Origin of the sequence: Pseudomonas sp. MYb2, assembly GCF_002979955.1 — a bacterium.
Classification (GTDB): domain Bacteria; phylum Pseudomonadota; class Gammaproteobacteria; order Pseudomonadales; family Pseudomonadaceae; genus Aquipseudomonas.
In genome coordinates, this window is sequence record NZ_PCQC01000008.1 from 236,512 (window position 1) to 250,156 (window position 13,645).

The 13,645-nt window shown below is 60.6% G+C and carries 13 protein-coding genes; 10 read left to right on the forward strand and 3 right to left on the reverse strand.

All coding sequences use genetic code 11. The annotated features are described in order from the left end of the window. Nucleotides 1-321: 321 nt before the first annotated feature. From CQ009_RS16570 to CQ009_RS29950, 3 genes are all read right to left on the reverse strand, one after another. Nucleotides 322-1,797 (reverse strand): inorganic phosphate transporter, encoded by a 1,476-nt coding sequence (locus CQ009_RS16570; protein WP_105707491.1) that lies wholly within the window; start codon nt 1,795-1,797, stop codon nt 322-324. Between the two features lie 374 nt (nt 1,798-2,171). After that, nucleotides 2,172-2,372: a hypothetical protein gene (locus CQ009_RS16575; protein WP_008080067.1), complete on the reverse strand. Its 201-nt coding sequence runs from the start codon at nt 2,370-2,372 to the stop codon at nt 2,172-2,174. Between the two features lie 459 nt (nt 2,373-2,831). After that, the gene (locus tag CQ009_RS29950) at nt 2,832-3,035 is read right to left on the reverse strand and encodes a hypothetical protein (protein WP_152974199.1); all 204 of its coding nucleotides are present in this window, start codon (nt 3,033-3,035) and stop codon (nt 2,832-2,834) included. On the opposite strand from CQ009_RS29950, the gene pcaR reads away from it, so the two are divergent. The 10 genes from pcaR (at nt 3,024) to pcaD (ending at nt 13,643) form a co-directional block, all read left to right on the forward strand. Further along, entirely contained in the window at nt 3,024-3,866 is an 843-nt protein-coding gene (pcaR, locus tag CQ009_RS16580; protein ID WP_007917109.1) for a pca regulon transcriptional regulator PcaR, read from the forward strand. The genes CQ009_RS29950 and pcaR overlap by 12 nt on opposite strands. Before the next feature lie 294 nt (nt 3,867-4,160). Continuing rightward, entirely contained in the window at nt 4,161-5,507 is a 1,347-nt protein-coding gene (locus CQ009_RS16585; protein WP_103307045.1) for an MFS transporter, read from the forward strand. 290 nt (nt 5,508-5,797) lie between these two features. Continuing rightward, the gene (locus tag CQ009_RS16590) at nt 5,798-6,655 is read left to right on the forward strand and encodes a CoA transferase subunit A (RefSeq protein ID WP_064393052.1); all 858 of its coding nucleotides are present in this window, start codon (nt 5,798-5,800) and stop codon (nt 6,653-6,655) included. Continuing rightward, complete coding sequence (locus tag CQ009_RS16595) at nt 6,655-7,434, forward strand: CoA-transferase subunit beta (RefSeq protein WP_105707493.1); 780 nt, start codon at nt 6,655-6,657, stop codon at nt 7,432-7,434. Before CQ009_RS16590 ends, CQ009_RS16595 begins: the two co-directional genes overlap by 1 nt. Further along, a complete protein-coding gene (pcaF, locus tag CQ009_RS16600) occupies nt 7,431-8,636 on the forward strand; it encodes a 3-oxoadipyl-CoA thiolase (RefSeq protein WP_177430968.1) in 1,206 nt (401 codons plus the stop codon). The genes CQ009_RS16595 and pcaF overlap by 4 nt, the downstream gene beginning before the upstream one ends. Before the next feature lie 36 nt (nt 8,637-8,672). Then, nucleotides 8,673-9,377 (forward strand): protocatechuate 3,4-dioxygenase subunit beta, encoded by a 705-nt coding sequence (gene pcaH / locus CQ009_RS16605; protein WP_105707497.1) that lies wholly within the window; start codon nt 8,673-8,675, stop codon nt 9,375-9,377. A gap of 1 nt (nt 9,378) precedes the next feature. Further along, a complete protein-coding gene (pcaG, locus tag CQ009_RS16610; protein WP_105707500.1) occupies nt 9,379-9,945 on the forward strand; it encodes a protocatechuate 3,4-dioxygenase subunit alpha in 567 nt (188 codons plus the stop codon). 191 nt (nt 9,946-10,136) lie between these two features. Beyond that, the gene (locus CQ009_RS16615) at nt 10,137-11,432 is read left to right on the forward strand and encodes an MFS family transporter (RefSeq protein ID WP_064393047.1); all 1,296 of its coding nucleotides are present in this window, start codon (nt 10,137-10,139) and stop codon (nt 11,430-11,432) included. A 45-nt stretch (nt 11,433-11,477) separates the two neighbouring features. Then, entirely contained in the window at nt 11,478-12,842 is a 1,365-nt protein-coding gene (locus CQ009_RS16620; RefSeq protein WP_105707502.1) for a 3-carboxy-cis,cis-muconate cycloisomerase, read from the forward strand. A gap of 12 nt (nt 12,843-12,854) precedes the next feature. Further along, complete coding sequence (gene pcaD / locus CQ009_RS16625) at nt 12,855-13,643, forward strand: 3-oxoadipate enol-lactonase (RefSeq protein ID WP_105707504.1); 789 nt, start codon at nt 12,855-12,857, stop codon at nt 13,641-13,643. Nucleotides 13,644-13,645: the final 2 nt, after the last annotated feature.

The window sequence follows — 13,645 nt, forward strand, 5'->3', positions numbered from 1 at the left end:
AGGCGCGCAGCGCCGTGCGGCGTAGCCGCATACATCGAGAGGAGGTGCAGCGAAGCAAACCGTAGGCGATGCCCCCGGATGGACACCGTAGCGAGGGAACACTGAGCCTCAGCGAAGTGCCGTACGCCGGGGCAAAGCCTTTTGGGTTACCTTTTCGCTGGGCCGGCACTCCGGCGTTTGGAAAAGGTGACTCGCCGTAAGGGCGGAACCCGCAGCAACGGATATGCCCCCAATCCCAATCCCAATCCCAACCCCAAAACCCCAAACACAAAAAAAGGCGCGATCCTCTCGAATCGCGCCTTTCTCATGTCCCGCTATCTATCAACTACCCAGCGCCTTCGACGCCAGCCAGAACAACCCGGCCGACAGCGCAACAGTCGCCGGCAAGGTCAACACCCAAGCCAACAGAATGGTCCGCACCGTACCACCCTGCAGGCCGCTCTTGTTGGCGACCATGGTGCCAGCCACGCCCGAAGACAGAACGTGAGTGGTGGAAACCGGCAGGCTGAAGATGTTGGCCATACCGATAAGGCTGGCAGTAGTGATCTGCGCCGACATGCCCTGGGAATAGGTCATGCCTTGCTTGCCGATCTTCTCGCCAATGGTCAGAACAACGCGTTTCCAGCCGACCATGGTGCCCAGGCCCAGAGCCAGTGCAACCGCCAGAATCACCCAGAACGGCGCGTATTCGGTGGTGGTGGTCAGGTCTTTGCGCAGCTTGTCGAGGTCAGCCTTTTCACGGGGTTCCAGACCAGGCAGCTTGCCCACCTTCTTCGCAGTGTCGTCCAGGCACAGCAGGTAACGACGCACTTCGATGCGGCTATCGGACGACAGCGAATGGTAGTCCGCTACACCTTTGAGGGTGTGCAGCAGGGCGGAAATGGTCGGTTCGGTCTGCTGCGGGTTGCAGCGGAATTTCTCCGGCAGGTCGCCTTCCACGCTCTTGCCCAGGGCCAGGAATTCACCCAGCGAATCGGCGTTGCGCTGGTAGAACTGGCTCAGGTGCAGGGTCGCGTCGCGGGTGCGTTCGATCTGATAGGTGGTGCTGTTCAGGTCGAGCACGAACTGCGCCGGAACGATACCGATCAGCACCAGCATGATCAGGCCGATGCCTTTCTGGCCATCGTTGGAACCGTGTACGAAGCTCACGGCCATGGCCGAGATCACCAGGACCAGACGGTTCCAGAACGGTGGGTGCTTCTTGTCGTCGATCTTGCGACGCTGTTCCGGTGTCTTGTGCATCTTCGACAGCGGGCGCCACCATTTCAGGCCGATCAGGATCAGCGCGGCGATCAGGAAGCCGGCCATCGGCGAGAACACCAGCGAGGCGCCGATATCGATCGCTTTCTGCCAGTTCACGCCATCTGCCAACGGAATGTCGTTGATCAGGGCGTTGGCCAGGCCGACACCGAGGATCGAACCGATCAGCGTGTGCGAGCTGGACGCCGGGATACCGAAGTACCACGTGCCAAGGTTCCAGGCGATTGCCGCGGCGAGCAACGAGAACACCATCGCCAGACCATGGCCGGTGTTCACATTGATCAGCAGCTCAACCGGCAGCAAGTGGACAATGGCATACGCCACGCCAACGCCACCCAGCAGCACGCCGAGGAAATTGAACACACCGGAGAAGAACACCGCCAGGTGAGGCGGCATGGCTTTGGTGTAGATAACAGTGGCTACCGCGTTAGCGGTGTCATGAAATCCATTGATGAACTCGAAGGCGAGGACAAACGTCAGGGCGAGCAAGAGGCTCACAAGCACCCAAGCATCCAGTCCGCTGAATAAATCGATCATGAAGGTTTTCTGACCCGGTCGTAAGGGGGCGCGATTATGCCAGAAAAGACTGGAAATCGATGCCCTACCTGCTCGTCGGTAACAATCTTCTTCGATTTAATTTGTTGCAGCGCGTTAAAACCAAGCGTCACACAGGGTTTTTCAACCTGTTGATTTTATTGGGAAAGCGCTTTTTTTAAGGTCGCTTTTGCCGGCGCATTGGAGGCTCAAACGCTTGTCTGAAATATCTGTGAAACCTGTAGGAAGCTCCCCTTCACCCTGTAGGACGGGGAGATAGCCGCTGCCCGCGGGTAGCGGGCGCGCAAGGCAAGGTCTATACACCGCGCTTGTAACCGGTGCGCACGCTTGCCCCCGAAGAATTCAAGCAGCGGGGCTCATGGCTCTTCGGCTTTGAGTTCCTTTTCGATCTTTTCTATTTCCTGCTTGAACACCTGATCCTGAACGGTGGGGCGTTTACGCCACGCTTTGCGTTCTGGTTCGGGCTGGGCGGCGTAGGTGGTGACTTCCCCGCCGTAAACTTCCTTGTAACGTTGTTCCTGGCGCTCAAGTTCCGCGCGCAGTTCGTCTTTCGTCACAGTGCTACCTGTTTGATTTGAGTTGAATGTCTGGTGAAACGCACTGCAACAGATCGATTGAGCGACCCCGTCGAGTGCGCAACGCCTGTGCAGGCACTGGTGTCATCGACAGGGCGATCAAGACTTCCGTGTTACAGGCGGCTACGGCACCAGATTAAAACTGACGCAGCATCAGTTTCCTGTTTCAGCGAGCGTTGGCGTTGCATGAGTAATGAACGTCAGGCGCTGGCCGGGTCCGACAGCGATGGCATCGCGTCAGCGGGTGGCAACCTCGGTGATTAAAACAGGCTGTCACTGAGTGCATTATAGCGGTCGATTCGGGAATGACTATCTTTGCCAAGTTAAAAACGGTTCCGGATGTGTGATCGTTTTGTTACTCGCAACTTTTATTACTAGTTGAACTGCAAGCCGAGCGTTATTTACTGACCGATCTGTTTTTGGCGCCATTTAGTCGATCAACTAAGAAGGTTCAGTTTGCTGCTGAAGTTGCACAAGCGTCTCGGTTGTGCGGATTACGGCGTAGGTTGCATTGCGATTATCGGTCTGTCGTTCGATAATCGCCCAATCTTGGCGTCCCAGCCCTTGTGCATCTGTTGGCCAGTCGCTTGTATAGCCATTGATCCGTGCGGTATCCGGAAATAAGGACAGGAAATGAACGATCAAATGCGCAACTCCTTCACCTCCGTGGCGCCACCGATTGTCGCCTCGCCAGCCAAGCGGATTCAGGCGCTGACGGGCGACCCGGATTTCATGACCTCGCTGGCCCGTGGTCTGGCCGTGGTCCAGGCCTTCCAGGAACGCAAACGTCATCTGACCATCGCGCAGATCAGCCACCGTACCGAGATTCCCCGCGCGGCTGTGCGGCGCTGCCTGCATACGCTGATCAAACTCGGCTACGCCACCACCGACGGCCGCACCTATTCATTGCTGCCGAAAGTGCTGACCCTCGGTCACGCCTACTTATCGTCAACGCCTCTGGCGGTGTCGGCGCAACCCTACCTCGACCGCATGAGCGAGCAATTGCACGAAGCCTGCAACATGGCCACGCTCGAGGGCGACGACATTCTCTACATCGCGCGTTCGGCAACCACGCAGCGGCTGATTTCGGTGGACCTGTCGGTGGGCGGGCGCCTGCCGGCTTATTGCACGTCGATGGGGCGGATTCTGCTGGCCGCGCTCGACGATACGTCGCTGCGTGAGTATCTCGATCACGCCGAACTGGTCGCCAAGACCAGCCGCACGATCCACACCCCCGACGCGTTGCTCGAATGCCTGCAGGAAGTGCGGCAGCAGGGCTGGTGCATCGTCGATCAGGAACTGGAACAAGGCCTGCGCTCGATTGCTGTGCCGGTTTACGACGCCTCGGGCCAAGTCGTCGCGGCGCTCAACGTCAGCACTCACGCCGGCCGCGTCAGCCGTACCGAGCTGGAGCAGCGCTTCCTGCCGGGCCTGCTCAGCGCCAGCCGCGACCTCAGTGCGCAATTATTTGCCTGATTAAGCTGTTCGATAAACGCACAGTGTTGCGTTTATCGAATTGACGCTAAAACCCCCGGATCATTAATGTCGCGGCAGCGTCATCCGGCGCTGATGTGAATGAGCCCGCCGGACTGTCGACCCCCATAATAATGACAAGAGGCAACTCACCATGCGCACGCTCCCCGACTGTCTCCGCTCCAACCGCTGTTGCCGGGTTTCCCGCAACGCCTGATCCAGCTCTTCTATTCTTGTGACCGTGCCGCTCCTTGGCCGGCCGCCGTTCGACTGCGTTTTTTGCGTGGAATAAAAATAATGAACCAGCCTCAGTCCGCTGTGGGTAACTGCCTCGACGTGCAGACCTTCATCAATGCCCAACCGATCTCGCGCTATCAATGGCGGGTGGTGATTCTGTGTTTCCTGATTGTCTTCCTCGACGGCCTCGACACCGCCGCGATGGGCTTCATTGCCCCGGCGCTGTCGCAGGATTGGGGCATCGACCGCGCCAGCCTCGGCCCGGTGATGAGTGCCGCGTTGATCGGCATGGTCTTCGGCGCACTGGGTTCCGGCCCGTTGGCTGACCGCTTCGGGCGAAAAGTCGTACTCGTCGGCGCCGTGGTTCTGTTCGGGGCCTTCAGTCTCGCGTCGGCGTACAGCACCAACGTCGAACAACTGCTGGTGCTGCGCTTCTTGACCGGCCTTGGCTTGGGCGCAGGGATGCCGAACGCAACCACGCTGCTTTCGGAATACACCCCGGAGCGCAAAAAGTCGCTGCTGGTGACCAGCATGTTCTGCGGTTTCAACCTCGGCATGGCCGGTGGCGGGTTCATTTCCGCCAAGCTGATCCCGGCGTTCGGCTGGCACAGCCTGCTGCTGATTGGCGGGATCCTGCCGCTGATCCTCGCGGTGGTGCTGCTGTTCTGGCTGCCGGAATCGGCGCGCTACCTGGTCGTGCGTAACCGTGGCACCGACAAGGTGCGCAAGACCCTGGCGCCGATTGATCCGGTCACCGTCGCTCAAGCCTCCAGTTTCAGCGTGCCTGAACAGAAGACCGTCAAGGCGCGCAACGTGTTTGCGGTGATCTTCTCCGGCACTTACAGCACCGGCACCTTGCTGCTGTGGCTGACCTATTTCATGGGCCTGGTGATCGTCTACCTGCTGACCAGTTGGCTGCCGACGCTGATGCGTGACAGCGGCGCGAGCATGGAACAAGCCGCTTTCATTGGCGCATTGTTCCAGTTCGGCGGGGTTTTGAGCGCGGTGGCTGTGGGATGGGCAATGGACCGCTTCAATCCGCACAAGGTCATCGGCATTTTCTACCTGTTGGCCGGGGTGTTTGCCTACGCGGTAGGGCAGAGCCTTGGAAATATCACCTTGCTGGCAACCTTGGTGTTGGTGGCGGGGATGTGCGTGAACGGTGCGCAATCGGCGATGCCGTCACTGGCGGCGCGGTTTTATCCGACCCAAGGGCGGGCGACTGGTGTGTCGTGGATGCTGGGGATTGGCCGCTTTGGCGCGATTCTCGGGGCATGGATGGGCGCGACGTTGCTGGGGTTGGGCTGGAATTTCGAGCAGGTGCTGACGGCGTTGGTGATTCCGGCGGCATTGGCCACCACGGCGGTGGTGATCAAAGGCATGGTCAGTCATGCGGATGCGACTTGAGTATCAGCGCATGATCGTTCCCACGCTCTGCGTGGGAGCGCCTCTAGGGACGCTCCGCGTTCCGGCCTTTGAAAGGGACGCGGAGCGTCCCGGGCTGCATTCCCACGCGGAGCGTGGGAACGATCAAAACACGAACCGATAGGCTGACAACAATCTGTTCGATAAACGAACACTCAGTCGATTATCGGATTGTTTGACCAATTTCTCAGGCTTAATCTGCAGTGACTCCGGCGCTGAACCTCGCGCCTTTTTATCACTGGCGATTCATTACAAAAACAGGAGCCCGCTCCATGGCTGAGATCCTTTCGCTGCACGACGCGGTGAAGCAATTCGTCAACGACGGCGACACCGTCGCGCTCGAAGGCTTTACTCACTTGATCCCTACGGCTGCGGGTCATGAAATCATTCGTCAGGGCAAGAAAGATCTGACGCTGGTGCGGATGACGCCTGACCTGATCTACGACCAACTGATCGGTGCCGGTTGCGCACGCAAACTGATTTTCTCCTGGGGCGGCAACCCGGGCGTCGGTTCGCTGCATCGTCTGCGTGACGCGGTCGAGAAGCAATGGCCGCACGCGCTGGAAATCGAAGAACACAGCCACGCTGACCTGGCCAATGCCTACGTCGCCGGCGCTTCCGGGCTGCCATTCGCGGTGCTGCGTGCCTACGCCGGTTCCGACCTGCCGAAGGTCAATCCACTGATCAAAACCGTGACCTGCCCGTTCACCGGTGAAGTGCTGGCGGCGGTGCCGTCGGTGCGCCCGGACGTGACCGTGATCCACGCACAGAAAGCCGACCGCCAAGGCAACGTCCTGCTGTGGGGCATTCTCGGTGTGCAGAAAGAAGCCGCACTGGCCGCCAAGCGCTGCATCGTCACCGTCGAAGAAATCGTCGATGACCTCAAGGCACCGATGAACGCCTGTGTACTGCCGACCTGGGCCTTGAGCGCGGTCTGCCACGTACCCGGCGGTGCACACCCGTCCTACGCCCACGGTTACACCGAGCGCGACAATCGTTTCTATCAGGCGTGGGATCCGATCGCCCGCGACCGTGAGACGTTTACCGCGTGGATCAACGAATACATCCATGGCTGCGCTGACTTCAGTGCGTTCCAGGCCAAGTTGGCCGCTGCTTCGGAGGCCAAGTAATGACTTACACCACCAATGAAATGATGACCGTCGCGGCGGCCCGTCGCCTGAAGAACGGCTCGGTGTGCTTCGTCGGCATCGGCTTGCCGTCGAAAGCCGCCAACCTTGCGCGTCTGACCTCGTCGCCGGACGTGGTGCTGATCTATGAGTCGGGCCCGATTGGCGCCAAGCCAAGCGTGCTGCCGCTGTCGATCGGTGACGGTGAGCTGGCGGAAACCGCTGACACCGTCGTGCCGACCGGTGAGATTTTTCGCTACTGGTTGCAGGGCGGGCGCATCGACGTCGGTTTTCTCGGCGCCGCGCAGGTCGACCGTTTCGGCAACATCAACACCACCGTGGTTGGCGATTACTTCTCGCCGAAAGTGCGTCTGCCGGGTGCCGGTGGCGCGCCGGAGATTGCCGGTTCGGCGAAAAGCGTGTTGATCATCCTTAAACAGTCGGCGCGTTCGTTTGTCGACAAGCTCGATTTCATCACCTCGGTCGGTCATGGCGAGGGCGGCGATTCGCGCAAACGTCTGGGCCTGCCGGGCGCCGGGCCGGTCGGGATCATCACCGACCTGTGCATCATGGAACCGGAAGAGGGCACCCATGAGTTCGTCGTCACCGCTTTGCATCCGGGCGTAACCCGCGAGCAAGTGGTCGCGGCCACCGGTTGGGCGATTCGTTTTGCCGAGCATGTTGAAGCCACCGCTGAACCGACTGAAGTCGAACTGACTGCACTGCGCGATCTTGAAGCGCGCACCGCCGCGGCCCACGGCCAGGCACCGGGAGAAGCATGATGCGTGAGGTTTATATTTGCGACGCGATTCGCACGCCGATCGGCCGTTTCGGCGGCGGATTGTCCGCCGTTCGCGCCGATGACCTGGCCGCCGTGCCGATCAAAGCCCTGATGGAGCGCAATCCATCGGTGGACTGGAGCGCCATCGACGAAGTGTTCCTCGGTTGCGCCAACCAGGCCGGCGAAGACAACCGCAACGTTGCCCGCATGGCGCTGCTATTGGCAGGCCTGCCGGACAGCGTACCGGGCGTGACCCTCAATCGCCTCTGCGCTTCGGGCATGGACGCAATTGGCACCGCATTCCGTGCGATTGCCAGCGGCGAGATGGAGCTGGCGATTGCCGGCGGCGTCGAGTCGATGTCTCGCGCACCGTTCGTGATGGGCAAGGCTGATGCGGCGTTCTCGCGCAACATGAAGCTGGAAGACACCACCATCGGCTGGCGTTTCATCAACCCGTTGATGAAAGCGCAGTACGGCGTCGACGCGATGCCGCAGACTGCCGACAACGTCGCTGACGACTATAAAGTCTCGCGCGAAGACCAAGACGCGTTTGCCTTGCGCAGTCAGCAACGTACCGCCGCCGCGCAGGCCGCCGGCTACTTCGCCGAAGAAATTGTTGAAGTGCGGATTGCCCACAAGAAGGGCGAAACCGTGGTCAGCCAGGACGAACATCCGCGTGCCGATACCACGATTGAAGCGTTGACCAAGTTGAAACCGGTCAACGGTCCGGATAAAACCGTCACCGCCGGCAATGCCTCCGGGGTCAACGACGGTGCTGCCGCACTGATTCTGGCGTCCGCCGAAGCGGTCAAAAAACATGGTCTGACCGCCCGCGCCAAAGTGCTCGGCATGGCCAGCGCCGGTGTAGCGCCGCGCGTGATGGGCATCGGCCCGGTGCCGGCGGTGCGCAAACTGATCGAGCGCCTGGGCGTCGCGGTCAGCGATTTCGACGTGATCGAACTCAACGAAGCGTTTGCCAGCCAAGGCTTGGCAGTGCTGCGTGAACTGGGGCTGGCGGACGACGCTGCGCAGGTCAACCCGAACGGCGGGGCGATTGCTCTTGGTCACCCGTTGGGCATGAGCGGTGCACGTCTGGTGCTGACCGCGCTGCATCAGTTGGAAAAGACCGGCGGCAAGAAAGGTCTGGCGACCATGTGCGTCGGTGTCGGCCAAGGTCTGGCCCTGGCCATCGAACGCGTCTGACGCCAGCCGTGACGAAAAAGAACAGAGGAAAGCGACATGTCTGACAAGCCTGGTTACCGTCGTCCGCAGGAAGGCACTCAGCCTGATTACCTGCACCCGACGTATCAATCCACCAACCTGCGCTCGCCGTCGAAGCCGTTGGTGTTTCTGCCGCACTCGCTGTCGGAAATCACCGGCCCGACCATCGGCGCTGAGCGTGTGGGCGACACCGATAATGACTTGACCGCCCAGCATGAAGGCGAGCCGCAGGGCGAACGCATCATCATTCACGGCCGCGTGCTCGACGAAAACGGTCTGCCGGTGCCGGGGATTCTGGTGGAGATCTGGCAGGCCAACGCCGCCGGTCGCTACAACCACAAACGCGACCTGCATGACGCGCCGCTGGACCCGAACTTCACCGGCACCGGCCGCACCGTCACCGACGCCGACGGCTGGTATCAGTTCCAGACCATCAAGCCCGGCGCCTACCCGTGGGGCAACCACCACAACGCCTGGCGTCCGGCGCACATCCACTTTTCGCTGTTCGGGCCGAGCATTCTCACCCGCTTGGTCACGCAAATGTATTTCCCGGGCGACCCGCTGCTGGCTTACGACCCGATCTACAACTGCGTGCCGGACACTTCGGCCAAGGAACGCCTGATCGCCAGTTTCGATCTGGAAAAAACCATTCCGTCCTACGCCCTCGGTTATCGCTGGGACATCGTGCTGCGCGGGCGTGAAGCCACGCCGATGGAGAAATAAGATGACGCTGACTGCGACCACGTCCCACACCGTCGGGCCGTACTACCACATCGGCCTGACCTGGCTGAACCGTGAAGATCTCACCGTTGAGCAGACCCTCGGCGAGCGCGTGGCGATCACCGGGCAGGTGGTGGATGGCAACGGCGATGTCGTCAACGACGCCATGCTTGAAGTCTGGCAGGCCAACGCCGCCGGTAAATACGACCACCCGGAAGACGAGCAGGAAAAACCGCTCGATCCGAACTTTGAAGGCTTTGGCCGTGTGCCGGTGGATGCTGAAGGGCGTTTCCGTTTCACCACGATCAAACCGGGTACGGTTGAAGGGCTGAAAGGTTCGACTCAGGCACCGCATCTGGTGGTGCTGGTGTTCGCCCGTGGCTTGGTCAAGCACTTGCTGACGCGGATCTACTTTGAAGGCGAGCCGGCGAATGTTGATGATCCGTTGCTCGAATGCGTACCGGCTGAACGTCGCAGTACGTTGCTGGCTAAAAAAGATGCATCCGGTGTTTATCAGTGGAATGTGATTCTGCAGGGCACCGACGCCGAGACCGTGTTCTTCGATTACTGAAGAACACCCCAATCCCTGTAGGAGTGAGCCTGCTCGCGATAACGGTGTGTCAGATTTAAATGGTCTGAATGACACATCGCCATCGCGAGCAGGCTCACTCCTACAAGGGAACTGTGTTGCAGATGGAACTGTGGAACGGGACTGTTGCAAAGTATGTCTAGACTCTCACTGTCCCTATCGAGTGAAAAACAATGACAACCACCACCTCCCATTACACCGGTGAAGAGCGCAGCAAGCGCATCTTTGCCATTGTCGGCGCCTCGTCCGGCAACCTCGTCGAATGGTTCGACTTCTACGTCTACGCCTTTTGCGCGATCTATTTCGCCCCGGCGTTTTTCCCCTCCGACAACCCCACGGTGCAACTGGTCAACACCGCTGGCGTGTTCGCTGCCGGCTTTCTGATGCGTCCAATCGGCGGCTGGATTTTCGGCCGTGTCGCCGACAAGCACGGGCGCAAGAACTCGATGCTCATCTCGATTCTGATGATGTGCTTCGGCTCGTTGCTGATCGCCTGCCTGCCAACCTATAAGGACATCGGCGTCTGGGCGCCGGTCCTGCTGTTGTTCGCCCGTTTGCTGCAAGGCCTGTCGGTCGGCGGTGAGTACGGCACCACCGCGACCTACATGAGCGAAGTCGCGCTCAAGGGCCAGCGCGGATTTTTCGCCTCGTTCCAGTACGTGACCCTGATCGGCGGGCAACTGCTGGCGGTGTCGCTGGTAGTGGTCCTGCAGCAGTTCCTCAGCGAAGAAGACCTGCGTGCCTACGGCTGGCGGATTCCGTTTGTGGTCGGTGCGGTGGCGGCGCTGATTTCGCTGTTCCTGCGCCGTTCGCTGAAAGAAACCACCAACAAGGAAACCCGCGCGCACAAGGACGCCGGCAGCATCGCCGCGCTGTTCCGCGATCACAAAGCCGCGTTCATCACCGTGCTCGGTTACACCGCCGGTGGTTCGCTGATTTTCTACACCTTCACCACCTACATGCAGAAGTACCTGGTGAACACCGCCGGCATGCACGCCAAGACCGCCAGCTACATCATGACCGGCGCACTGTTCCTGTATATGTGCATGCAGCCGCTGTTCGGCATGCTCGCCGACAAGATCGGTCGACGTAACTCGATGCTTTGGTTCGGCGCGCTCGGCACGCTGTTCACCGTACCGATTCTGTTGAGCCTGAAAAGCGTCAGCAGCCCGTTTCTCGCCTTTGTGTTGATCACCGTGGCGCTGGCGATTGTCAGTTTCTACACCTCGATCAGCGGCCTGGTGAAAGCCGAAATGTTCCCGCCGGAAGTCCGCGCCCTCGGCGTCGGTCTGGCCTATGCGGTGGCGAATGCGATCTTCGGTGGTTCGGCGGAATTCGTCGCCCTGAGCCTGAAGAACATCGGCATGGAAAACTCCTTCTACTGGTACGTGACGGCCATGATGGCGATCGCCTTCCTGTTCAGCCTGCGCCTGCCGAAACAGGCGGCGTATTTGCACCACGATCTCTAACCCGATGCGCGCGGGCCGTGATGGCCCGCGCCGGCAAGGACTTTTATGACTCAGCGACCGGGCAATCAATTGTTCGATGCCTACTTCACTGCCCGCGATATGCGCGAGGTGTTCTGCGATCAGGGCCGCGTGCAGGCGATGCTCGACTTCGAAGCGGCGCTGGCTCGGGCCGAAGCGCGGGTCGGGTTGATTCCTGCCTCTGCGCTGGCACCGATTGCGGCGGCGTGCAGCGCTGGTCTGTATGACTTCGCGGCACTGGGCGAGGCGATTGCCACGGCCGGCAATTCGGCGATTCCGCTGGTCAAGGCGTTGGGCAAGCAGATTGCCGCGACCGATGCGCAAGCTGAGCGTTATGTGCATTTGGGCGCGACCAGTCAGGACGTGATGGATTCCGGGCTGGTGCTGCAATTGCGTCAGGCGCTGGAATTGATTGAAAGCGATCTGGCGCAACTGGCTGACTCTCTCGCTGTTCAAGCACAACGCCATGCAGCGACACCGCTGGCCGGACGCACTTGGCTGCAACACGCGACGCCCGTGACCCTCGGCATGAAAATCGCCGGATGGCTGGGCGCTGTGACTCGCAGCCGTCAGCGCTTGCGCGAACTCAAGCCGCGTCTGCTGGTGCTGCAATTCGGCGGCGCCTCCGGGACCCTCGCCGCGCTGGGTGAACAGGCCTTGCCGATTGCCGAAGCGCTGGCCGAAGAACTGCAACTGACCTTGCCGGAACAGCCGTGGCACACCCAGCGCGATCGTGTGGTGGAGTTCGGCGCGGTGCTCGGTTTGATCGCCGGCAGCCTCGGCAAGTTCGGCCGCGACATCAGCCTGTTGATGCAGACTGAAGCGGCTGAGGTATTCGAGCCATCGGCGCCGGGCAAGGGCGGTTCGTCGACCATGCCGCACAAACGCAATCCGGTCGGTGCTGCGGTGTTGATCGGCGCAGCGACGCGCGTGCCAGGTCTGGTCTCGACGTTGTTCAGCGCGATGCCGCAGGAACACGAACGCAGCCTCGGTCTGTGGCATGCCGAGTGGGAAACCCTGCCGGAAATCTGCTGCCTGGTGTCGGGTTCGCTGCAACAGGCGAAATTGCTCGCTGAGGGTCTGGAAGTCGACGCTGAGCGCATGGCGCACAACCTCGAACTGACCCAAGGGCTGGTGCTCGCCGAAGCCGTGAGCATCGTCCTCGCCCAGCGTGTCGGCCGCGACACTGCGCATCACTTGCTTGAGCAATGCTGCAAACGCGCGGTGGCCGAACAGCGCCATTTGCGCGCCGTACTCGGTGACGAACCGAAGGTCAACGCTGAGCTGAGCAGCGCTGAACTGGATCATCTTTTGAACCCCGCTCATTACCTCGGTCAGGCGAAAACCTGGGTCGAGCGCGCGGTGGCCGAACACAACGCATTGTCTGACTGAAAGGAGAGGGCTGTGGCTTTCGTTCAACTCGCCGATGGCGAACTGCACTATCAAATCGAGGGCCCGGTCGATGCGCCGGTGCTGGTACTGTCCAACTCGCTCGGCACTGATCTGCACATGTGGGACGCGCAGATGCCGGCGTTCACCGAGCATTTTCGCGTGCTGCGTTTCGACACCCGTGGCCATGGCCAATCGCTGGTGACGCCGGGGCCTTACAGTATCGAGCAACTGGGTTATGACGTGCTCGGTTTGCTGGATGCACTGCACATTGAGCGCGCGCATTTCTGCGGATTGTCGATGGGTGGCTTGATCGGCCAGTGGCTGGGGATCAACGCCGGGCATCGTCTGCACAAGCTGATCGTCTGCAACACGGCAGCAAAAATCGGCGATCCGTCGGTGTGGAATCCACGCATCGAAACCGTGCTGCGCGACGGTGCGGCGGCGATGGTTGCCCTGCGTGATGCGTCGATCGCCCGCTGGTTTACCCCTGATTTTTCCGCTGCACATCCGGCCGCAGCCAAGCAGATCACCGACATGCTCGCGGCCACTTCGCCTGAGGGTTACGCGGCCAATTGCGCGGCGGTGCGGGATGCCGATTTCCGTGAGCAACTAGCGTCTATCAACGTGCCGTTGCTGGTGATTGCCGGCACCGAAGATGCGGTGACGCCGCCGTCCGGAGGGCATTTCATCCAAGAGAACGTACGCGGTGCCGAGTACGCCGAGTTCTACGCGGCGCACCTGTCCAACGTGCAGGCTGGCGCGGATTTCAGTGACCGTGTGTTGGCGTTTCTGAACGCCTGATA

Excerpts from the sequence above, each read along its gene's own strand:
- pcaR (WP_007917109.1), top strand. The coding sequence starts at position 3,024 with ATGAACGATCAAATGCGCAACTCCTTCACCTCCGTGGCGCCACCGATT.
- pcaF (WP_177430968.1), top strand. The coding sequence starts at position 7,431 with ATGATGCGTGAGGTTTATATTTGCGACGCGATTCGCACGCCGATCGGC.
- CQ009_RS16615 (WP_064393047.1), top strand. The coding sequence starts at position 10,137 with ATGACAACCACCACCTCCCATTACACCGGTGAAGAGCGCAGCAAGCGC.
- CQ009_RS16595 (WP_105707493.1), top strand. The coding sequence starts at position 6,655 with ATGACTTACACCACCAATGAAATGATGACCGTCGCGGCGGCCCGTCGC.
- pcaH (WP_105707497.1), top strand. The coding sequence starts at position 8,673 with ATGTCTGACAAGCCTGGTTACCGTCGTCCGCAGGAAGGCACTCAGCCT.
- CQ009_RS16620 (WP_105707502.1), top strand. The coding sequence starts at position 11,478 with ATGACTCAGCGACCGGGCAATCAATTGTTCGATGCCTACTTCACTGCC.
- CQ009_RS16585 (WP_103307045.1), top strand. The coding sequence starts at position 4,161 with ATGAACCAGCCTCAGTCCGCTGTGGGTAACTGCCTCGACGTGCAGACC.
- CQ009_RS16570 (WP_105707491.1), bottom strand. The coding sequence starts at position 1,797 with ATGATCGATTTATTCAGCGGACTGGATGCTTGGGTGCTTGTGAGCCTC.
- CQ009_RS16590 (WP_064393052.1), top strand. The coding sequence starts at position 5,798 with ATGGCTGAGATCCTTTCGCTGCACGACGCGGTGAAGCAATTCGTCAAC.
- pcaG (WP_105707500.1), top strand. The coding sequence starts at position 9,379 with ATGACGCTGACTGCGACCACGTCCCACACCGTCGGGCCGTACTACCAC.